The following is an 18787-nucleotide window of genomic DNA, read 5'->3' as shown; positions in this document are numbered from 1 at the left end:
CCCGGACCATGCGCCAGCACCATCGTGGCCGGGGTGCTCCGGCCGGTGCAGGTGCGTCAGGGCAGTTCCTCCAAAGGCGTGGCTGAGCCTCCTCCGGGGTTGCTGGAGGCACACGCGCGCCTGAGTCGTCGGCCGCGGGGGCGTAGTGGCTGACTTTCCGTGGTACAGGAACAGTGGGGTTCGCATCAGTGCCGGTGAGGTGAAGTCAGACGGTGGGCCCACGGCGCGTTGGACGAAGTAAGAGAGCGTCTTCCGCAAAAACCGCCTCTGACCTGCGGAAATGCAGAGCCTGACCAAGATCCTGGGGACTGGCAGGCAGTTCGGTCGATCGCCGTGGGCGGCTGAGAGAACCGGGCACCCGGTTTCCTCGGACTGATCACCCGGTTTCCTTGATCCGCTACCGCTGTCCGTCGATCTGGCACACGGTTCCCTGGAACTGCCACCACGTCTGAGGGAACTGAGCACCGCTGTTCCAGAACAGCGGCAGATTGACGTCACGTACATCTCTCGGTCGGGAGAGGGCCAGGGGGTGGAGCGGTGATGCCCTGTGTGGAGGACAAGCGACACGGTCGACGAGCGGAGTTGATTGACTTCCTGCTCATGTACGTTAGGTTCATATGGTCGGCCTGAGGGTCGCCCTGGATGAACACAGCATCAATGCCCCACGCATGGAGGGCCTGTTGGGAGCAGTACGCAGACTGGTCGACGCCGACACCGGCGAGCCGGTCCCCTACGCGCCTTATGCCTTCTCCGGCAGGCATACACAGGTGGACAAGGCGCGGGTGGAGGCCATCACGGAGTCAAAGGCCTTCACGCCCAGTCAGAAGTTCCTCGTTCTGTGGTGGATCGGTGTGTCGCCCGAGGGCATGGAGCCGCTGCGGGCCACGGGAGCGGACATCGCCAAGCGGGTGGGGATGTCGACGGACGCGGTCGGGAAGATCAACAGAAAGTTGGCCAAGCATCGGGTTCTGATCGTCCGAGGGCGCATCGGCAACTACAACTTCTACCGCATCAGCCCGTACATTGCCTTCCATGGAACAGGGCTGGAGCAGCGTGAAGCGGTGAGGACGTGCAATCCGCCGGACATCCCGGGCTTCGACGAGAACACTCCAGCACGGTGGGAGGCAAAGTGACCAGTGACGACAAGCAGCAGAACCTCAAGCTGCTGGAGGCAACGGCCGGCATGACCGCCAACCAGCGTCTCGTCGTCATGCTGTATGCCCTGCACCCGACGGACCGCTCCGGTGCCGTACTGGAGACCGCGGCGCAGCTGGCGCAGCTGGTGGGGATGGCGCCGCCCGTGTTCTCGCGGACGCGTAAGCAGGTGATCGGTCTGGGCTGGCTGGAAGAGACCGAGAAGATCGGTCACATCAAGTACTACCGGATCGTTCCGGGTCGGCTGGGAGAGCGGGTCGTCGTTCCGCTCCGCCGCGCGACCTGATCCCGCCCGTCCGGAGGATCGTCCGTACGGAGGACCGACCGTCGGGAGGTCCGGCTCTTCCAGAGGTCCGGCCCCTCCAAGATAGGCCGCTTTGGAGGGGCCTCTCCGGAAGGCAGTCCCGGTGGGAAGCAGGCCCCCCGGGAAACAGAAGACGTCCTGCGGATCGTCCCTCATTGACGTGACGTACATGAGGTGCGATCCGCAGGACGTCTTTCCTGCTGTCTGGTCAATGTTCCGGAGCTTGTTCGAACTGTTCGATTCTTCGCTCAGAACGATTCTCCGGGACAGAGCCCTGTTCGCGCGAACGGTCAGCCGCGGACGATGTTCTCTGCCTGCGGGCCCTTCTGGCCCTGGGTGACGTCAAAAGTGACGTGCTCGCCCTCGACCAGCTCGCGGTAGCCGTTGCCCGCGATGTTGGAATAGTGCGCGAAGACGTCAGGTCCGCCGTCCTGGGCGATGAAACCGAAGCCCTTTTCGGAGTTGAACCACTTCACGGTGCCGCTTGCCATGTACTTTCCTTCGTCTAAGCCGAGACCCAGCCAACCTTGCCCGTGGCGGGCCCGCTCGGGCGGGAACGTTTCGGCCGCAGCCCGGTTCCGCCTTTGCCGCTATCCATGGTAAGTCGGAACCCGGATTCACACGAGACTTCACCTGGTCGCGGAAACGTGTGTCTCGTCAGCCCTTCTGTGCTGACCGTCGCCGCCGGGCGACCACGAACGCACCGGCGCCCAACGCCACCAGAACCGCCGCGCCCACTGTGAGCGGCACGGCGTTGCCGCTGCCCGTCTCGGCGAGGGGCGTGGACGAACCACTCGACCGGCTCGGCCGGGCGGTGGCGGTGACCGGTACGGCCGCGGCCGGAGAGGTAGCCGGGGAGGCGGGCGGGGCGGACGGCGCCGAGGCCGACGGCTTGGGGGTGCCCGGGGCCGAGGGCCGGGAGGCGGTGGGGGCCGGAGTCGCGGGCGGCGTCGCCTCGGCGGGTGGCGTCGTCGACTCGGCGGGCGGGGTGGGCTTCGAAGGAACGGGCGGAGGGGTGGAGGGGGTCTGCGGGACGTGGCACACCGTGGTCCCGCCCTGCCAGGCCGCGATGAGGTTCCCCGTGAACACCGGGTGGTCGGGGCCCTCCGGCAGATCGGCGGTCTTTCCGTCGTGCTTGACGTCGCCCCGGTAGAGGTCGACCTGGGTGAAGCAGTCCTTGCCGGGGGCCGTGATCGCCAGATGCCCGGTGGCGCCGTGGGAGACCTTGACGGTGTCGAAGTCGAGGAACTCCTGCTTGCCGGAGGTCTGCCAGGAGGGGCCGTGAGTCAGGTACGCGGCCAAGGAGACTGTGCAGTTGTCCCACTTGCCCGCGCGAACCCCGATGTGAAGTTTGCCGTCGGCGGCGGAGGTCAGGCTGAGCTTCCGCGCCTCGCTGCTCGGCAGCCACTCCTGGCCGTTCACGGAGAACCGGCAGGGGGAGTCGACCCTGCTGCCGGCCGCGTTCGGATTGGGGTGGAAAGCGCCCTGCTGGGTGCCGGAGGCCTGCGGGCTCGCCGCGTACGCGCTCACGGTGCCGCAGGCGGAGACGCTGAGCACGGCTGCGGTCGTGCTCAGCGCTGAACCCAGCGCGAAATGGCGGGCTCTTGACATGGGAGGTCTTCCATTTCTGGTCGCACACTCACACATCTGAATCCGGCAACGTGTGGTCCAGGTGTGGGCTGTGGTGGCCTGGTCATGTGGGGGCAGCACGATTGGGGCCACAACACATGTTTCCCCGCATGGATGTCAGGTCCGCTCTGTAGGTATTCATTTGAGGGCCTCTTTTCCGCTGGTGAGCGATGCCGCTGGCACTGACACACCCCGAAAACATGTATTTCACAGCCACTCGCGCCGGGCGGCCTGCCAGGCGAGCTGCATCCGCGTCCCGGCCCCGGCGCGTTCCATCAGGCCCTGGATGCGGCGCTGGACGGTCCTCCGGCTCAGGCCCAGGTGGGAGGCGATCGCCTTGTCGGCGACTCCCGCGACGAGCAGGGACAGGAGCTTGCTGTCGGTCGGTGACAGGTGGGTGCGCGTGTCCGGGTCCTCCGCGTCCAGGGCGGGGGAGGCGCCCTCGGTGGCCGTGAGGTGCAGGGGGACGGCGTTCTCCCAGTAGCTCTCGAACAGTGCCACCAGGGCGCTCAGCAGGTTGCTGTCGCGCACCAGCGCGGTGGTCGGCTCGTCGGGGCTGCCGTGGGGGCCGCCGGGGACCAGCGGGAAGAGGGCGACCGAGCGGTCGGCGACGGCGAGGCGCAGCGGGAGGGTGGGGACGGAACGTGCGATCTCTCCTGCTCGCATGCCCGTGGCAACGTTGTCCACGGCGCCGTCGTCGTCGAAGAACGCCTGCTCGTACAGGACGCGGTAGCGCACGCCCCGGGCCAGGGCCTCGTACTCCTCCGCGTTGGTGCCGGACGGCATGGCCACGTACTGGGCCTTGCAGAACCAGAGCATCTCCTCGCGCGTGTTGGTCTGGATCTGCTTGAGGTGCTGGCGCAGTGCCTCGGCCCCGGTGATGACTTCGAGCAGTTGCCCCGCGTCGTGGCGGCGTACCGTCTCGCGGTGCGTCTCGATCAGCCGGGCGGCTTCCGTCCGGGCGAGATCGAGGGCCTCCGCGTTCTTCTTGATGCGGGGGAGGAGGGCCACGTCCGGGGGCACGGCGCGGTACAGCCGCGGGGAGCCGTCGGCGGGGGTGGCCAGGCCCAGCGCGACCAGGGCGTCGAGGATGCGGGCGGTGTCGGCGTGGGTCAGGGTGGTGCGCCGGGCGATGTCGTCGACCGTGGCCCGGTCGGACATCACGAGCACGCGGTAGACGGATTCCTGCACTTGTGAGACTCCAGCGGCTTCCAGCATCCCGCACGTCCTCCCCACTTGCCGTTGGTGCTGGTTGAAGACTGTATGGCAAGGGGGGATGGGGACGATCGTCACAAAGAGGTGTGAAGGGTGACGCAAGGGCGAGCGGTCGGATGACCGCTCGCCCCTCCGTGCCCGTGACAGTGCCTGAATGCCCTACCGGTGCTGGGCCCAGGCGCGTTGGACGGTCTGCTGGACGCGGTTGCCCGCGGCGTCCTCGGCCGTGACGCGGAGGGTCACGTAGGCGGTGCCGTGGCCACCGGTGCGGGCGACGGTGGCCCGGAAGGTGTTGCCGGTGCGGTGGCCGGGTCGGGCCGTGCGCCAGGTGTGTCCGTCGTCGCAGGAGGTCTCGACCCGGACGGTGACGCCGTGCGGGACGGGTGCGCCGTCCTGGGCGCGGACGGTGACGCCGACGCCGTACGGCCCCGCGGTCCTGACCGTGTTCCGCGCGTCGACCGGTATGTCGTAGTCGAGTTGCAGCAGGGGCAGCGCCACGGCCTGTTCGGTGTGCTGCGAGCGGAACGACCACGAGGTGCTGGTGGCGGTGGCGTAGCGCCAGGTGGACGAGGTGCGGGAGGTGGTCATGTCCAGGCGGTAGCCGGCCTTGTCCGCGGGGACCTCGGCGTCGACCCAGGCGGTGCCCAGGTCCGCGTACTTCTTCCCGTTGCGGTACAGCACCGCCGTGCTCGTGTCACCCGCCGCTGCCTGGCTGGTATCGGGGCTGCCGGTGGTTCCGGTGGTGCCGGTGGTGCCGGTGGTGCCGGTGGTTCCGGTGGTGCCGGTGGTTCCGGAGGCGCCGGAGAGGCCGATGTCTCCGCCGCCCTCCACCAGTCGCGACCAGTGACCGGGCTGGGAGTCCGTGAACTCCGGTATCCACAGGTGCAGTACGTCGCCCGACCGTACCGTCGGCGTCGTGGTGCCGGCCGGGATCGACGGGCGCACAACGGCGCCCTGCCAGGTCTCCGTGTCGCGGGTGCCCGCCCGGTAGGTGCGCGGATCGTCCCGCAGGCCCACGGCCAGCGCCTGGTCCGGGTCGAAGGCCGTGGTGTGGTGCACCAGGTGCTGCCAGACGGTGTCATCGGCGCTGACGTACTCGGTGCGGGTGAAGCCGGTGGGCACGTAGCGGTTGTACTGGTTCCAGGACGTCCGCTGGTACGGGCGCCGGGCGAAGCGCTGTTCGGAGATCCAGCCGGGGCCGCCGGTGTCCGCGTACGTCGTGCGGACGGCGGCGCTGGTGCGGTCGGAGACGGTGTGGACGATGTGGCGCGGGATGCTCTGCCTGCTGACCTGCATCACGTCGTAGAGGTAGGGGCTGCGGGCGGTGCCGTGGAAGGTCATGCGTTCGGTCTGCCGGTGGACGAGCCGCAGCAGCTGGGCTCCGGCGGAGGCGCCGATACGGATGGTCGGCACGGCCCAGCGGTCGCCGTCCGGCCGCCAGCGGGTCCAGGCGGTGTCCGACGAGTCGACCAGGAGCACCGCCTTGGCGCCCGCCGCCGCGGCCTGCGCGATGACGGCGGGTTCACTCACGAACGTGGTGTTGGTGAGGACGGCGATCCGGCCACGGACCCGGGCGAATGCGGGGGCCGCGGCATCGCCCGCGTCGACGGCGGTCAGGGCGGCACCGCGCTCGTCGAACAGCGGGGAGGCGGGCATGTAGTAGGCGTCCAGCCTGCCGGGCATCCCGGCGGCCCGTGCGTCCAGCAGGGGGGCGACGAGCTGCCAGCGGGAGGCGAACTCGAACCTGCCGTCCTGGACCGGGGGAGTGGGGCTGGCGTAGACGCGCTTGGCGATGTCGAAGTACATCGTGCCCTGGGTGAGGCTGCGGCCGTCGATCTCGCGGTACGTCTGGAAGCTGATCGCGCCGCGCTGCTCGGCGGGCCTCGGGGTGCGGATCTCGACGGGCGTGGTGGCGCGGGCGTCCACGGTGACGGTCGTGTCCTTGGTGACCTTCACCTCGGGGAGCACGACCTCGCGCATTTCCTCGCCGTCGTGCGCGGTGACCGTGAAGGTGTGGCTGACCTGGTACGTGCCTTCCTCCACCTCGGCGACCGCGTGCTCGGAGTCCGTGTACGGCACGAACCCGCCAGGGCCCCAGATGACCGGCTGGAGGGGGACGCGGTCGCCCTTCTCGTCGTACGACACCACCGTGAGCCGGTGCACGGGGCCGTGCACGGTCAGGTCGAGGGTGGTGTGGACGGTGGGCGCGGAGGCGCCGGCGGCGGTGCCGGTGACGTAGCCGTAGTAGGTGCCCCGGGGAGCCTTCGCGGGGCGCACGGTCAGGGGGACGTCCGCCGTCGCGTGCGCGGGCACGCGCACCGAGGCCGCGAGGCCGAGCGCGGCGGGCGGCACGGAACGGCCGTGCACGTCGGTCAGGTGCGGGGAAAGGGCGAGGGCGACGTCCGTGCCGGAGGTGTTGGTGTAGTGCAGGGTGGCGGTGCGGGGGCCGTCCCCGGGCTGGAAGGACCCGAGGGTGACGCTGCCCGTCGCGGTGACCGGGCCGAGGGCCGCGGCGGCGGCGTCGATGCGGCCGCCGCCCTGTTCGGTGGTCTTCTGCCCTTCGATCGTACGGGCGGTGCTGATCAGGGCGTCCTTGAGCTGCGTACCGGTCCAGTCGGGGTGCCGCTGGGCGACCAGGGCGGCGGCCCCGGCCACGTGCGGGGTGGCCATCGAAGTGCCGGAGGCGGCCGTGTAGTACCGGTCGACCGGGTCGCCCATGGTGGTGCCCGACGCCCGGGCCGCCACGATGCCGACGCCCGGCGCGGTCACGTCCGGCTTGACGGCGCCGTCACCGGCCCGCGGGCCGCGGCTGGAGAAGCCGGCCAGTGAGTCGTCGCGGTCCACGGCACCGACGGTGAGGGCGGCGTCGGCCGCGCCGGGGGAGCCGACCGTGATCTCGCCGTTCTCGCCGCTGTTGCCCGCGGCGGCCACGAACAACGTGCCGGTGCTGCGGCTCAGTTCGTTCAGCGCCAGGCTCATGGCGTCCGTGCCGTCACTGGCCTCCTCGGAACCGAGGCTCATGTTGACGACCTTGGCACCCTGGGCGGCGGCCCACTCCATGCCGGCGATCACCTGTGACTCGGTGCCGAACCCGTCGTCGCCGAGGACCTTGCCGATCAGCAGGTCGGCCGCGGGTGCCACGCCCTTGCGGGTGCCGTCGGAGGCCGCGCCGCTGCCGCCGACGATGGACGCGACGTGCGTGCCGTGCCCGAAGACGTCACCGGTGCCCGAACTGCCGGAGAAGTCCTCGGCTTTCGAGATCCGTCCGGCCAGGTCGGGATGGGACTGGTCGGCGCCGGTGTCGAGCACGGCGACCTTGACGCCGTCGCCGCGGTCGCCCTTCTGCCAGACGGCGGGCGCGTTGATCTGGGCGGTGCTGCGGTCGAGTACGGCGTGGACCCGGCCGTCCAGCCACACGCGGGGGACGGCGGCGAGCGCGGAAGAAGTCCGCGACGTGCCCTCGACCGAGGCCGAGGGCGGGGCCAGTTCGTCCCAGAAGCGGCCGAGGTCGCCCTGCGCGACACGCAGAGCGCGGGCGTGGATGCTGGCCAGGGCGGGGGTGGGGGCGGGCTTCTCGGGCTTCTCGTTCACCCCGGACTTCGGGAGGTCCGGGGAGTTCGGGGAATTCTCCGGCCTGTTCGGCTGCTTGGACTCCTCGGCGAACGCGGTGAGCCTGCGTTCGGCCGGGCCCGCCGCGCCGCCGGAGGCGCTGACCAGCAGGGGGAGGGTGTCCGTGTGGGCGGTGTCGTACTTCTGCGCGAGGAGGGCGGTGACGTCGAACAGTGACTTGTCCAACCGCCCCGCGGAGACGAGGGGTTGCGCGTCGGACGGCAACACCGAGATGTGCCCGTCCTGTTCGAACGTCTGGAAGACGATGCTCCCGCGTCCGGGACCGGGCCGTACGGTGGCGGCCTGGTGGCCGTCGGGTCCTCTCGCCACGGTGACGCTGTCACCCGTGATCAGGCGGACCGTCGCCGCGCTGTTCGCGGACGCGGCCGGCGGGTGCGCCCGTGGTGTGCCCGCCGGCCGCGCGCCGGGCGTGGCGGAAACCGGCGTCACGGCTCCTGCGGCCAGGGCGAAGCCCGCGGCGGTCGCCGCCATCAGGCGGATCTGTCTCATCGGTGCCATGCCTTCCCTCGGGGGGTGAGCGGAGTTCACGCGCTGGACAGAATCCGATGGCTGTGCGGCGGCTGTCACTGGCTTCCCTTGGCACAGGTGGGACATGTCGCAACAGCGACAGGGACCAAGCGTCACCTTATTGACTGGTGACACCTAAGCCTGACATGATACCGTCACCTTCTGAACTGGTGACATGTTTGGGCCTCCGTGCCACTCACCAGCGGTGTGAGCGGGCGTGGGCCATGTGCGAGGCTGTTCGAGACGAAGAGATGTGGAAAGAAAGGCGAGATGTCATGACAGACGTCGAGGAGAGGGCCCTGCTGGCCGGAGGCTGCTTCTGGGGCATGGAGGAGCTGATCCGGAACCTCCCGGGCGTGGTGGGCACGCGCGTCGGATACAGCGGAGGTGAGCTGGCGAACCCGACCTACCGCCGCCACGACGGCCACGCCGAGTCGATCGAGATCACGTTCGATCCGACCGCGACCGACTACCGCGCCATCCTGGAGTTCTTCTTCCAGATCCACGACCCGACGACGAAGAACCGCCAGGGCAACGACATCGGCGACAGCTACCGCTCCGCCATCTTCTACCTCGACGAGGAGCAGCGGCGGGTCGCCGAGGACACCATCGCCGACGTGAACGCGTCGGGGCTGTGGCCGGGTCCGGTGGTGACCGAGGTCGTGCCCGCGGGTCCCTTCTGGGAGGCCGAGCCGGAGCACCAGGACTACCTCCAGCGCTACCCGGACGGTTACACCTGCCACTTCCCGCGGCCCAACTGGCGGCTGCCGCGGCGCACGGAGGCCTGACGCGGGGGAGCGGGGCCGGCGGCGGGCCCGCGCGCCGCGGCTGCCGCGCACTGCGCCTGCGCCTGCGGCCGGGCACACCCACCACGCGGCGGGCACAACGGGTCGGCAGGCTGGGCATGCCGAGCGGCCCGGGGGCGTTCACTCCCGCTGCCTGACCGCCGTCTCACGCGGGGCGGACGGCGCTACGCCGGCTTCACGAGGGCCGGACGTCGGACCCCAGTCCCACGCGGGCTGACACCGGTCGGCCGTCTCACGTGGGGCGGACACAGGTCCCCCGTCCCACGCGGGCGGACACCGGTCCCCCGTCTCAGGCGGGGCGGACGTTGTGGTTGAGGCGGAACATGTTCCTCGGGTCGTAGCGACGTTTGACCGCCGCCAGGCGGTCGTACCGCTGGCCGCCGAACAGCGCGCGTACGTCCGCCTCCTCACGCTCCGCGTCCGGGGCGAGGAAGTTCATGATGCTCCGGTCGTCCCCCCAAGCGGCCATCCCCTTGGCGTACGCGGCGAGGTGCCCGGCCATCAGGCCCGCCCCGGACGGCCCCGCCACGCCCACGGCGAACGTCACGAACGGAATGCCCCGTGACGGCACAGAGTTGGGGACCGGCGGTTCCCGGTCCAGGGCACCGCCCAAGGCGCGTATCTCGACGGAGGCGAGAGGGCAGCCGGATTCCGGGCCGGTGAGTTCCACGAACGCGGCGAGGGTGTCGGCGGTCAACTCCCGCAGGCCCACGGTGGTCTCCGTGACGTACGCGGCTCGCACCGGATCCACGTGGATGTCGCCCACCTGCTCGCAGGGCCGCTCCGCGACGGTGTCCAGCAGGAGCGGGGCGGCGGCCCGGAGCGGGGTGACCAGCTGCTCGCCCTCGGCGGCCGGTCCGAGGTGGCCCACGCGCACGTGCAGGACGAACGCGCCGCGCAGCCCGGGCGGGAGGCCGGGGACGGGGGGGCAGACGCTGCACGGCGACGGAGGTGGTGGTGCGCTCGTCCAGCCCTTCGAGCCAGCTCCGCCACACACCCGGCACGTGGGCCATGTCCTCCCCGCGGAACCACAGCCCGCCGCCGAAGAAGCGGCTGACGGGGAAGACGTCGAACTCCATGCGGGTGACCACGCCGAAGTTGCCCTTGCAGCCCAGGAGCGCCCGGAAGAGGTCCGGTTCGCTGTCCGGCGCGACCTCCCGGACGGTGCCGTCCGCCGTGACGACCTCCATCCGGCGTACGTGGTCGGCGGCGTACCCGTACGTCCGGCTCAGCAGCGGGCCGATCCCGCCGCCCAGCGTGCAGCCGATCACCCCGACGCGGGAGCCGAACCGCAGACGGGCGCGAGGCCGTGCCGGGCCGTCTCGGTGAGCACGTGGTCCCAGCGGGCGCCTGGGCCCACGGTGACGGTACGGCGCCCGGCGTCCACGACGACGTCGGGCATGCGGCGCAGGCTGATCAGCAGCCAGTCGCCGACGTCCGGCAGGACCATCCGGTGCCCGGCGTTGCGCACCGCGACGGGCATGCCGTGCCGCGCCGCGAACCGTACGGCGGCGACCATGTCCTCCTGGCAGGTGGCGCAGACGACGACCGACGGCCGGCCTGCGTGCAGCAGGTTGTGGCCGGTGCACTGCGTCGCGTACGCCGAGTCGTCGGGTGTGAGCACCGGCCCCGTGACGGCGGCTCGCAGGGCGGAGAGGCCGGCGGCGGGGGTCTGCCGTCCGGTCGCTGGTGGGTTCACGTCATTTTCCTCGTGCGCGATGTCGTCGTGGGTGACCGCACCCACCCTTCCCCCGCTCCGTACACGCGGCGGCATGGCGAGGAGGTTCACCGGGAGTCCGACAAGGGGTGTGCCGTACCTCACGTGAACTTTCGGCCGACTTGCACACGTTGGCGAAATGAGTACATGCACACGTGTTCTCACGGACGTGACCGGACGGTTCCGCGCCCGTGTGGCGCGGCGGGACGCGGAAGAGGCTGAGGCACGATGAACGACGGCAAGACGGTGTGGCTCCCGTACCGACCGGAACGAGTCCCGCGCCTGCCGGACGGACTCTCCTACCGCTACTGGGACGGTACGGCCTCGCTGCCCGGCGACCCGCGCGAGGTGCGCTTCCTGGCCGGGCCCCCGGCACCCGGGGCGGAACGCGTCTTCGCGCACCTGCTGCCCCGGGCGGTCAACGTCGAGGTCGTCCAGCTCCTCAGCTCCGGATACGACCACATGATGCCGCTGCTCGACCTGCTGCCGCCCGGCGCCCGGCTGGCGACCGCCCGCGGAGTGCACCGCGAGGCAACCGCGGAACTGGCCGTCAGCCTGCTGCTGGCCCTCGGCCGGGGCCTCGACCACTACGCCCGCCGGCAGGCGGCCGGGGAATGGCGCCCGAACACCGGTACCACGCTGGTCGGCAAACGGGTCGTGGTGGTCGGCTACGGCGCCGTGGGCGCGGCCGTGGCGGCACGGCACGGCGTGTTCGGCTGCGAGGTCGTCCTCGTGGCCAGGACAGGGCGTACGACCCCGGCGGGCCGCGTGCACGGCGCGGCGGAACTGCCCGCGCTGCTGCCCACGGCCGACGCGGTGGTGCTGTGCGCCCCGCTGACCGAGGCCACCCGCGGCATGTTCGGCGCGGCGGAGCCGGCACGGCTGAAGGACGGCGCGTTCCTGGTGAACGTCGCCCGCGGGGAACTGCTGGACACCGCCGCCGCGGTGCGCGAGGTGCGCGGCGGCCGGCTGCGGGTCGTCCTCGACGTGACCGACCCCGAGCCGCTGCCCGCGGGCCATCCCCTGTGGGACCTGCCCGGCGCCCTCGTCACTCCGCACGTGGCCGCCTTCACCGACGCGTTCCCGCAGATGAGCGTGGACTTCCTGCGGCGGCAGCCGCACCGGTTCGCGCGCGGTGCGGAACTGGACAACGTCGTCCACACGGCCGCGTACGGACACGAGTACGCGTACGAGCACGAGGCCGGTGAGCGGGTCGCCCAGGCGGGGGACGACCGACGTGCGGGGCGGTTACCTGGGGATCGTCGGACCGCACGCCGATCCGGTGCGGGTGCTTGGTTCCTACGAGCGGGACGGGTACTCCGACGCGTCGGCGGCGTGGGAGTCGTTCACCTCCGTGTGGAACTGGTCCGCACCGCTCGGCGCGGCCGTCCCCTGGGATCCGTCCGGCGCCGCTCCGCTCGTGCGCGGGATCGCGGGCGGGTTCTCGGTGTCGGGGCAGTTTCGGCTGCTGCCGGCGGCGAGGGCTGAGGGGGCGACGGGCGGTCAGTGGCTGGCGCTGCGGCTGGCCGAGCACCCCCACGGGCCCGGGGAGAGTTCCGGGGTGGGCGACCTGGACGTGTTCGTGGTGTCGTCGAAGGTACTGCCCGGGCCGTCGCGCGACGCCCGCGCCGCTGGGGACGGCCGTGCGTCCGGGGCTGGGGACGGCGGTGCGTCCGGAGGTACGGCCGGAAGTGCGGACAGGGGGACGGACGGGTCCGGGGCGGTGTTCCGGCTGGCGGACGTGTACGTGCCGGGCGGGTTCGCCACCAGCTCGTCCGGCACCCCGCTGGGGGCCGGGGACGCGGTGTTCGTCTGGGCGGCGGTGGCGGGCATGGCGTTCGGCGCCGTGCGGCGGCTGACCGGCGCCCTGGCCGCGCTCGGCACCCCCCCGCGCCGTCCGGTCACCCGCCGTGTCGCCCGTCGAGGCGGCGGCCGAGCTGGCCGCCGCACTGCACGACGAGCGGCTGAGCCTGGCGGCGCGGCTGCACGGGGTCTCCCGGACGGCGGCGGGGGCCCGGCCGGCCGCCGAGGCGGTGCTCGCCGAGCAGGTCCGGCGGGCGGGCCGGCTGGTGCACCAGGTGGTCTCGGCGGCGTACGAGCACGGTCTGGCCTGCCGGGGGAGCGCGGCGCAGGACCCCCTGATTTCCCTGGTGGACGACAGCACCCCGATACTGCAGTACATGCGGTACGCGGTGGACCTGCTGCCGCCCGACGAGAGGACCCCCACGGTGGAAGGCGATACACGGTGACGACCGTCGCATATCAGGGTGAGCGCGGCTCGAACTCGGCGACCGCCGCCCAGGCGCTGTTCCCGGACGGCGGCGAGCTGCCCTGCACGGGTTTCGAGCAGGCACTGGACGCGGTGACGCTGGGCACGGCCGATGTGGCGGTGATCCCGGTCGACAACTCCGCGGCGGGCCGGGTGGCGGACGTGCACCACCTGCTGCCGGAATCGGGACTGTTCATCGTCGGCGAGTACTTCCTGGCCATCCGCTTCGACCTGATGGGTGTCCCCGGCGCCTCCCTCGATCAGGTGGAGTGCGTGCGCAGCCATGTGCACGCGCTCGGGCAGTGCCGCAAGCTGCTGCGCGAGGGCGGCTGGCGCACGCTGGTCAGCGACGACACGGCGGGTTCGGCGCGTGAGGTGGCCGAGCTGGGCGACCCGCGGCACGCGGCGCTCGCCCCGCCCGCCGCCGCCGGACTGTACGGGCTCGACGTGCTGCGTGCGGGGGTCGAGGACGACCCGGACAACACGACGCGGTTCGTGGTGCTCTCCCGGGAGCAGGGCCCCTGGCCGGGCACGGACGGGCCCACGGTGACCAGCCTGTTCTTCTGCGTGCGCAACATTCCGAGCGCCCTCTACAAGGCGCTCGGCGGGTTCGCCAGCAGCGGCGTGAACCTCACCAAGATCGAGAGCTACCAGATGGGCGCCGGGCTCAACCCCAGCCGCTTCTACGTCGAGATCGAGGGCCACCCAGACGAGCCCAACGTGGCGCTCGCCCTCCAGGAGCTGCGCTTCTTCTCCTCCGAGGTGCGTGTCCTCGGCGTCTACCCGTCCCACCCCCACCGGCGGGGCGAACGCCCCGCCTGAGCGAGGAACCGCGTCACTGCCGGGGGCCGGGGTAGGCCCTCGGCAGGGGCATGCCGCGCTCGTCCATCAGGGCCCGGACGCGGTCCGGGTAGTCGGTGATGACCCCGTCGACCCCCAGGTCCATCAGCGCCTCCAGCGTCGCGGGGTCGTCGCAGGTCCACGGGACGACCTTCAGGCCGCGCCGGTGCGCCTCGGCCACCATCCGCGCGTCGGGGTAGAAGCGGAAGCCCGGGTCGGCGACCGTGCCGTTCTGCGGGAAGCCGTAGTTGGGGGAGAGCGTGGTGAGGCCGGGGACGGCAGCGGCGGCGGCCTTCACGAAGTCGCCGTCGTAGTCGTCGGCGTCGACACCGCCGAGCCACGGTGACGCGCCCGGCTCGCCCACCTGCAGGAAGTCGTAGTTGGTCAGCGCCACCAGCGGGTACGACGGCGCGAACCGGTGCATGGTCTTCAGCGCGCCCCAGTCGAAGGACTCGACGGTGACCTGCCGTTCGATGCCCGAGCGGTGGATCTCCTCGTACACGCGGCGCACGAACAGCTCGCGCGGCGCGGTCTGTTCGGGCGCTCCGGCTTCCACCTTGGTCTCGATGTCGAGCTTGACCTGCCGGGCCCGGTAGCGCTTGACCAGGTTCAGCACGTCCTTCAGCTCCACCATCCGGAAGCCCTTGACCTGCTCCTGCTCGGGGAAACCGGGCAACTGCCGGTACCCGCAGTCCATCGTCTTGATCTGCGCGAGTGTCAGGTCCTTGATGTACTTCCCGACGTACGGGTACATCGGGTCGCCCGGCACCACCGGCCCGGTGTCGGCGCACTTGACGGCGCTGATCTGCCGGTCGTGGTTGACGACGACCTTGCGGTCCTTGGTGATCTGCGTGTCCAGCTCCAGGGTGCTCACCCCGAGGCGCAGCGCCTTGCCGAACCCTTCCAGGGACTCCTCGGTGGTGAGGCCGAGACCGCCGCGGTGGGCCTGGAGGTCGAAGGGGGCCCGGTGGTGGGGCGGGGCGGGGTGCCGGGGAGCGGCGGTGGCCGCCTGCGCGTTCGCCGGGAGGGCGAGCGCGAGGGCGGGCAGGACGGTGAGGACGGCCAGGGCACGCCGGAGGGGCATGGGGGACCTCGTTCGGGTCGGGGCGGCAACGGGGAAGCGGACCCGGTGAGGTTAGGCCGTGGTTCCGGACGGCACGAGACCCGTTCGTGAGGGTGGGGTGAACGGGTGCGGAACGGGGTCGCCGTGCGGTGCCGGGCCCGACGAGGTGCGCGCCGCTCGTGCCTGCTCCGTGGTCCCGCCCGCCTGTGGACGAGGCGGGCGGGACCGTCCGGTTCCGGCTTCCCGGGGAATGGAGCCGGAACGGGAAGGCGGCCCCATGAGCAGGACTTGCGGGGGCCGCCTGGCTCGTTCGGGCTACGACCTGGACCGGAACTACGACGCCGTGGTGATCTCCGAGCGGCACGGCCTGCGCAAGCCGCAGCCCGAGATCTTCGCGCTGGTCCTCAAGATGCTGGACCTGCCCGCCGAGGAGTGTGTGTTCGTCGACGACACCGAGGAGTACCTGGCGCCCGCCGCTGAACTGGGTTTCGCGACGATCCACGCGCGGCAGCCGCACGAGACGATCGCCCGGATGGAGGCGCTCCTGGGCGTATCGCTGGGCGGGACGGACTGACGCCGCATGCCGTCTACGAGATCCGTGACGGCCTGATCGCGGCCTGGCGCGAGTACACCAACCCCGAGCACCCCCCGGCGGCTCCTCGGTGGCAAGTGAGGCGGGTCGGAGCGAGAAACATATAGTGATCTCGCCGGGGCGATCACACCGGACCGCCCCGCCCGCACGGCACACATGTCGCGCCGTGTCGTCACGTGCCGGTCAGCCAGACGTTGAACACGCCCTCGGAGAGGTTCTGGGGCGCCGCGTTCAGCGGCGTCTCGAACAGCAGCGTCAGCCCCTTCATGGCCGCCCTGCCGGGCAGCGCCCGCGCCACGCCGTCCGACAGTCGCGTCCGCAGCGGGGCGAACCGTTCGGGCAGTGGACGCACCGCCTCGCCCAGCGCCTCGGCCAGGGCGGAACGGCCGGTGCGGGAGGACGACCCGTCGCGGGCGAGGAACGCGTCCGCCCAGTCGCGTCCCGCGCTCCGGGCCGCCGCCGGACCGATGTGCTCGGCGAAGGCCCTGCCGAAGAGCGTCTCCACGCGGAGCCGGAAGAGGCCGCGGGCGGCGCCGTCGACCACGCCCGGGCGGAGGGAGACGGCCACCGGCGCCACCACGGCGGCCAGCTTCCCGGCGAACCAGCCGTCCAGTGCGGCGAGATGGGGATCGGGAACGGCGTCGGCCACGGAGGAGCGCGGGACCACGAGTCCGGCTCCCCGGACGGCGTGCGCCGGAGCCGCGTCGGCTGCGTCCTCGCCCGCCGTACGGGCCGGGGCCGACGGCGCGGGACGGTGCAGGCCTGCCTGCACCGCCTTCTCCAGGTCCTTCACGAGCGCGGGGAGGGAGGCTTTCGCCAGCACCTTGGACGTGCCCGCCGTCGCGAACGGCAGCGCGGTGCCGATCGCACCCTGGATCGCGCCGAACACCACCGACTGGCGGTGGTAGGCGGCGCCCTGCGTGGTGTGCTTGCCCTGGGCCGCCAGGATCCACCGGGCCCGCCCGTCCAGCGCGGTGGACAGGCCGACGTTGACGCCGACCATGACCGCGGCCTCCAGCGACAGCCGCCGCAGCTCCTTGAGCAGCAGCGCCCGGAAGGCAGCCCGCAGGGCAGCCTGCTCCGCCAGCGCCTCGGCCGGGTCGATGAGCATCAGCAGCAGGGTGAACGCCCACTCCAGCAGGAAGAGGACCACCTGGCCGGCGATGGTGATGCGCGTGTAGTCCAGCTGGTACCCGAACTCGTGTGCCGCGTGAGCGAGTTGTGCGGCGGTCTCCTTCAGCGCCTGCACGTGGTCCGCGCCGTCGCCGGAGGCGAACGTCGACATGGCCCGCACGTACTCCCGGGACAGGGCTCCGACACGCCGCGGCGGATGGGCGGGGGCGAACCGCGTCATCCCGTGGCCGCCCACGCCTGACCCGCGCCGACGGCGGCTACGGAGTCGTCCGCCCGGACTGCCGGGCTCCCATTCCCTGGAGAAAGGTGTCGACGACGACGTCGGCGGCCCGGGGCGCGCTGAGGTGGGGCATCTGCCGGGCCACCAGGTGCATCAGCTGCGGGAGGAGCGCAGCGGTCCAGCCTTCTGGCTGGTCGGGGCGGAGGAGGCCTTCGTCGGTGGCGCGGCGCAGGAAGGTGTCGACCTCCTGGAGGGAGCGGTCGCGGCGTTCGCGTATGTCGTCGTCGGCGAGCATGCGGGTGAGGTCGACGGGCCAGGTGCGGTTGACGGTGATGATGTTCTCGACGTAGCGGTGCAGGGCGACGGCGACGGGGGCCTCGCGCAGTCGGGCGTCCTCGATGGCGCTCTCGATGGCTTCGAGGCGGGAGATGTGGATGGCGGCGAGGAGTTCCTCGCGTGAGGCGAACCGCCGGTAGACGGTGCGGCGGTCGACTCCGGCCTCGGCGGCGATGCTCGCGATGCTCGCGGCCGGGTCGGCGGCGAGCAGCCGTGCCCCGGTGGTCAGGACGGCTTCCAGGTTGCGTGCTGCGTCGGCTCTCCCGCGCCCAGCTTAGTCAGCCCTGTGCAACCTGATGGCCGGTGCGCCACCCACCTGTGCCGGCACGGAAGGGAAGCGTCCCGTACGTGGGGCGGAGAGGCCCGCCGTGGACGCCGCCCGTCCCGTCGGCCACCCCGTCCGTCCCGCCGTCATGGGTGGCACGGCTCGCGGTCACCCGTGGCCCGGCCCCTCGTCACCCGTGGCGCAGCAGGTCGGCCGCGCGCTCGGCGATCGCGAGGACCGTGGCGTTGGTGTCGTTGGACGGGATCGACGGGATGACGAGTGCCGCCGATGTTACGTCGATGTGACGTCGTGAGTGACGCCGGAGTGACGTGAGCCGGGGAGGGGCGCACCGGCCGGTTCAGCGGACCAGGTGGTCGAGGGCCGCGGTGGCCAGGCTGAGGGCCGCGTGCAGATCCGTCACCTCCGCGACGGTCGGGCGGACCACGTCGCACCAGTTGCCGTGCAGCGCCGGCCACACGGCCAGCAGGACCTGGGCGCCCGGCGGCCCCAAGTGGGCGCTGACGTCCATCCGTTCTTCCCCGGCGGGGGTCCAGGACAGACGCACCCGGCCCGGGGGGATGCGAGAGGGGGCGTCGAGTGTGGTCCAGCGGGCCTGGAACGCCCGGCCCGGCGCCTTCCGCACCGTCGTCACCAGCGCGCCGCGCACGTTCTCGGGCATGGGTGAGCGGACGAGGGTGCGCAGTTCGACGGGGCTGCGGTAGGGGTCGCAGCCCGGGACGAGCGTGAGGGCGGGTCTGCGGGCCGGGCCGTCGCGGTCGGCCGCGGGCCGGCGGCGGGGCAGCGGCGGCCGGGTCGACGGGCGGCGGGAGGCGGGCCGGCCCGTCAGGTCGATCATGGTGAACCTGGTCATGTCGGACTCCGAAGCGGGAACGGTGCGCGCTGGTGCGGCGTCACTCGCTTCAGCGTGGCTTCCGGCAGAGCCGGACGCATCGGCCATATGACTGCACCCCGGTTCCCGGTCTCTTCGGTCCCTGGCCGGGAGGGGACGCACCGGGCCGGGCGCCGGGAGCAGAAAGGGGGGCTCCCCCGGCGCCGTGACGCCGGGGGAGCCCCTTTCCTGTCGCGAGTTCCGCGCCACCGCGGC

General features: G+C 71.8%; 17 protein-coding genes. 7 read left to right on the top strand and 10 right to left on the bottom strand.

Features of this window, described 5'->3' with window-relative positions; translation table 11 throughout:
* The first annotated feature begins 680 nt into the window (after positions 1–680).
* Positions 681–1133: a MarR family transcriptional regulator gene (locus AB0G56_RS16635; RefSeq protein ID WP_037863325.1), complete on the top strand. Its 453-nt coding sequence runs from the start codon at positions 681–683 to the stop codon at positions 1131–1133.
* Positions 1130–1441: a hypothetical protein gene (locus AB0G56_RS16630; protein WP_018569291.1), complete on the top strand. Its 312-nt coding sequence runs from the start codon at positions 1130–1132 to the stop codon at positions 1439–1441. Before AB0G56_RS16635 ends, AB0G56_RS16630 begins: the two co-directional genes overlap by 4 nt.
* Positions 1442–1749: 308 nt before the next feature.
* Here AB0G56_RS16630 and AB0G56_RS16625 read toward each other — a convergent pair whose 3' ends face one another.
* From AB0G56_RS16625 to AB0G56_RS16610, 4 genes are all read right to left on the bottom strand, one after another.
* On the bottom strand, positions 1750–1950 hold the full coding sequence (locus tag AB0G56_RS16625) for a cold-shock protein (protein WP_037863297.1): 201 nt from the start codon (positions 1948–1950) through the stop codon (positions 1750–1752).
* Positions 1951–2116: 166 nt separating this feature from the next.
* Positions 2117–3070: an LPXTG cell wall anchor domain-containing protein gene (locus tag AB0G56_RS16620; RefSeq protein WP_360969696.1), complete on the bottom strand. Its 954-nt coding sequence runs from the start codon at positions 3068–3070 to the stop codon at positions 2117–2119.
* A 225-nt stretch (positions 3071–3295) separates the two neighbouring features.
* Entirely contained in the window at positions 3296–4306 is a 1011-nt protein-coding gene (locus AB0G56_RS16615) for a helix-turn-helix domain-containing protein (RefSeq protein WP_360969694.1), read from the bottom strand.
* A gap of 156 nt (positions 4307–4462) precedes the next feature.
* The gene (locus tag AB0G56_RS16610) at positions 4463–8422 is read right to left on the bottom strand and encodes a S8 family peptidase (protein ID WP_360969693.1); all 3960 of its coding nucleotides are present in this window, start codon (positions 8420–8422) and stop codon (positions 4463–4465) included.
* A gap of 293 nt (positions 8423–8715) precedes the next feature.
* On the opposite strand from AB0G56_RS16610, the gene msrA reads away from it, so the two are divergent.
* Positions 8716–9228, top strand: coding sequence for a peptide-methionine (S)-S-oxide reductase MsrA (msrA, locus tag AB0G56_RS16605; RefSeq protein ID WP_360969691.1), 513 nt, complete (start codon positions 8716–8718; stop codon positions 9226–9228).
* A 307-nt stretch (positions 9229–9535) separates the two neighbouring features.
* Here msrA and AB0G56_RS16600 read toward each other — a convergent pair whose 3' ends face one another.
* Positions 9536–10123: a BBE domain-containing protein gene (locus AB0G56_RS16600; protein WP_360969689.1), complete on the bottom strand. Its 588-nt coding sequence runs from the start codon at positions 10121–10123 to the stop codon at positions 9536–9538.
* A 390-nt stretch (positions 10124–10513) separates the two neighbouring features.
* Positions 10514–10945: an FAD-binding protein gene (locus AB0G56_RS16595; protein ID WP_360969687.1), complete on the bottom strand. Its 432-nt coding sequence runs from the start codon at positions 10943–10945 to the stop codon at positions 10514–10516.
* A gap of 246 nt (positions 10946–11191) precedes the next feature.
* Between AB0G56_RS16595 and AB0G56_RS16590 the strand changes: the two genes are divergently transcribed.
* The 3 genes from AB0G56_RS16590 to AB0G56_RS16580 all read left to right on the top strand — a co-directional run bounded on the left by AB0G56_RS16590 (position 11192) and on the right by AB0G56_RS16580 (position 14054).
* The gene (locus AB0G56_RS16590; protein WP_360969685.1) at positions 11192–12451 is read left to right on the top strand and encodes an NAD(P)-dependent oxidoreductase; all 1260 of its coding nucleotides are present in this window, start codon (positions 11192–11194) and stop codon (positions 12449–12451) included.
* A 422-nt stretch (positions 12452–12873) separates the two neighbouring features.
* Positions 12874–13212 carry a hypothetical protein gene (locus tag AB0G56_RS16585; protein ID WP_360969683.1) on the top strand — a complete coding sequence of 113 codons (339 nt, stop codon included), beginning with the start codon at positions 12874–12876 and terminating at the stop codon, positions 13210–13212.
* Complete coding sequence (locus tag AB0G56_RS16580; protein ID WP_360969682.1) at positions 13209–14054, top strand: prephenate dehydratase; 846 nt, start codon at positions 13209–13211, stop codon at positions 14052–14054. Before AB0G56_RS16585 ends, AB0G56_RS16580 begins: the two co-directional genes overlap by 4 nt.
* Before the next feature lie 13 nt (positions 14055–14067).
* Here the strand turns inward: AB0G56_RS16580 and AB0G56_RS16575 are convergent, their stop codons facing one another.
* Positions 14068–15156, bottom strand: a complete 1089-nt coding sequence (locus AB0G56_RS16575) for a glycerophosphodiester phosphodiesterase family protein (protein WP_360969680.1) — start codon at positions 15154–15156, stop codon at positions 14068–14070.
* A gap of 256 nt (positions 15157–15412) precedes the next feature.
* Between AB0G56_RS16575 and AB0G56_RS16570 the strand changes: the two genes are divergently transcribed.
* Positions 15413–15709, top strand: a complete 297-nt coding sequence (locus AB0G56_RS16570) for an HAD-IA family hydrolase (protein ID WP_360969678.1) — start codon at positions 15413–15415, stop codon at positions 15707–15709.
* A 190-nt stretch (positions 15710–15899) separates the two neighbouring features.
* Here the strand turns inward: AB0G56_RS16570 and AB0G56_RS16565 are convergent, their stop codons facing one another.
* The 3 genes from AB0G56_RS16565 to AB0G56_RS16555 all read right to left on the bottom strand — a co-directional run bounded on the left by AB0G56_RS16565 (position 15900) and on the right by AB0G56_RS16555 (position 18553).
* On the bottom strand, positions 15900–17012 hold the full coding sequence (locus tag AB0G56_RS16565) for a hypothetical protein (RefSeq protein WP_360969676.1): 1113 nt from the start codon (positions 17010–17012) through the stop codon (positions 15900–15902).
* Between the two features lie 106 nt (positions 17013–17118).
* Positions 17119–17628, bottom strand: coding sequence for a TetR family transcriptional regulator (locus AB0G56_RS16560; protein WP_360970074.1), 510 nt, complete (start codon positions 17626–17628; stop codon positions 17119–17121).
* 412 nt (positions 17629–18040) lie between these two features.
* Positions 18041–18553 (bottom strand): hypothetical protein, encoded by a 513-nt coding sequence (locus tag AB0G56_RS16555; RefSeq protein ID WP_360969674.1) that lies wholly within the window; start codon positions 18551–18553, stop codon positions 18041–18043.
* Positions 18554–18787: the final 234 nt, after the last annotated feature.

Origin of the sequence: Streptomyces sp. NPDC021356, assembly GCF_040641015.1 — a bacterium.
Lineage (GTDB): Bacteria > Actinomycetota > Actinomycetes > Streptomycetales > Streptomycetaceae > Streptomyces.
This window is presented reverse-complemented; position numbering and strand designations above follow the sequence as displayed.

What these genes read in the sequence shown, in the direction of transcription:
- AB0G56_RS16625 (WP_037863297.1), bottom strand. Translation starts at nt 1,950, where the DNA reads ATGGCAAGCGGCACCGTGAAGTGGTTCAACTCCGAAAAGGGCTTCGGT.
- AB0G56_RS16620 (WP_360969696.1), bottom strand. Translation starts at nt 3,070, where the DNA reads ATGTCAAGAGCCCGCCATTTCGCGCTGGGTTCAGCGCTGAGCACGACC.
- AB0G56_RS16615 (WP_360969694.1), bottom strand. Translation starts at nt 4,306, where the DNA reads ATGCTGGAAGCCGCTGGAGTCTCACAAGTGCAGGAATCCGTCTACCGC.
- AB0G56_RS16610 (WP_360969693.1), bottom strand. Translation starts at nt 8,422, where the DNA reads ATGAGACAGATCCGCCTGATGGCGGCGACCGCCGCGGGCTTCGCCCTG.
- msrA (WP_360969691.1), top strand. Translation starts at nt 8,716, where the DNA reads ATGACAGACGTCGAGGAGAGGGCCCTGCTGGCCGGAGGCTGCTTCTGG.
- AB0G56_RS16590 (WP_360969685.1), top strand. Translation starts at nt 11,192, where the DNA reads ATGAACGACGGCAAGACGGTGTGGCTCCCGTACCGACCGGAACGAGTC.
- AB0G56_RS16575 (WP_360969680.1), bottom strand. Translation starts at nt 15,156, where the DNA reads ATGCCCCTCCGGCGTGCCCTGGCCGTCCTCACCGTCCTGCCCGCCCTC.
- AB0G56_RS16570 (WP_360969678.1), top strand. Translation starts at nt 15,413, where the DNA reads ATGAGCAGGACTTGCGGGGGCCGCCTGGCTCGTTCGGGCTACGACCTG.
- AB0G56_RS16565 (WP_360969676.1), bottom strand. Translation starts at nt 17,012, where the DNA reads ATGTCGACGTTCGCCTCCGGCGACGGCGCGGACCACGTGCAGGCGCTG.
- AB0G56_RS16555 (WP_360969674.1), bottom strand. Translation starts at nt 18,553, where the DNA reads ATGACCAGGTTCACCATGATCGACCTGACGGGCCGGCCCGCCTCCCGC.